1 protein-coding gene is annotated in these 577 nt (G+C 48.0%); it reads right to left on the reverse strand.

The window, feature by feature from the left end:
* Positions 1-518, reverse strand: a 518-nt coding sequence (locus H9Y04_RS49295; protein WP_498067178.1) for an enolase-like domain-containing protein, incomplete at its 3' end; no start/stop codon positions are given.
* Positions 519-577 lie beyond the last annotated feature (59 nt).

Raw genomic sequence — 577 nt, forward strand, 5'->3', positions numbered from 1 at the left:
GACTTCAAGGTGTGGTAAACCTCGGAACCGATTCTGAGACCTTCGGAGAAAGAAGGAGCACCGGTTGGCACAATCATAAACTCCTGGAAAGCCAATGCACCACCGGCGTGCGAACCACCATTGAGCACATTTTGGAAAGGAACTGGCAACACAAATTTGTCGGATTTAGCACCGGAAATGTCAGCCAAGTGTTGGTAAAGAGGAACACCCTTCTCGGCAGCTCCAGCCTTAGCAGCAGCAAGAGAAACTCCAAGAATGGCGTTAGCACCCAATTTGGATTTGTTAGGAGTTCCATCCAACGAGTTGAGGAAATCGTCGACGGACTGTTGGTTGGTGAGGTCCAAGTTGGCCTTGATGAGAGCAGGGGCAATGATGTCATTGACGTTGGAAACAGCCTTGGTGACACCTTTTCCAAGCCATTTGGATTTGTCACCGTCTCTCAATTCAAGAGCTTCATGGATACCAGTGGAAGCACCAGATGGTACAATTGATCTGAATAAGCCCTTGTCAGTAGTCAAGTCAACTTCCACAGTTGGGTTTCCTCTGGAGTCGTAAACGTAACGAGAATGAATTTGCT

This window comes from Streptomyces polyasparticus (assembly GCF_014493765.1).
Taxonomy (GTDB): Bacteria; Actinomycetota; Actinomycetes; order Streptomycetales; family Streptomycetaceae; genus Streptomyces; species Streptomyces polyasparticus.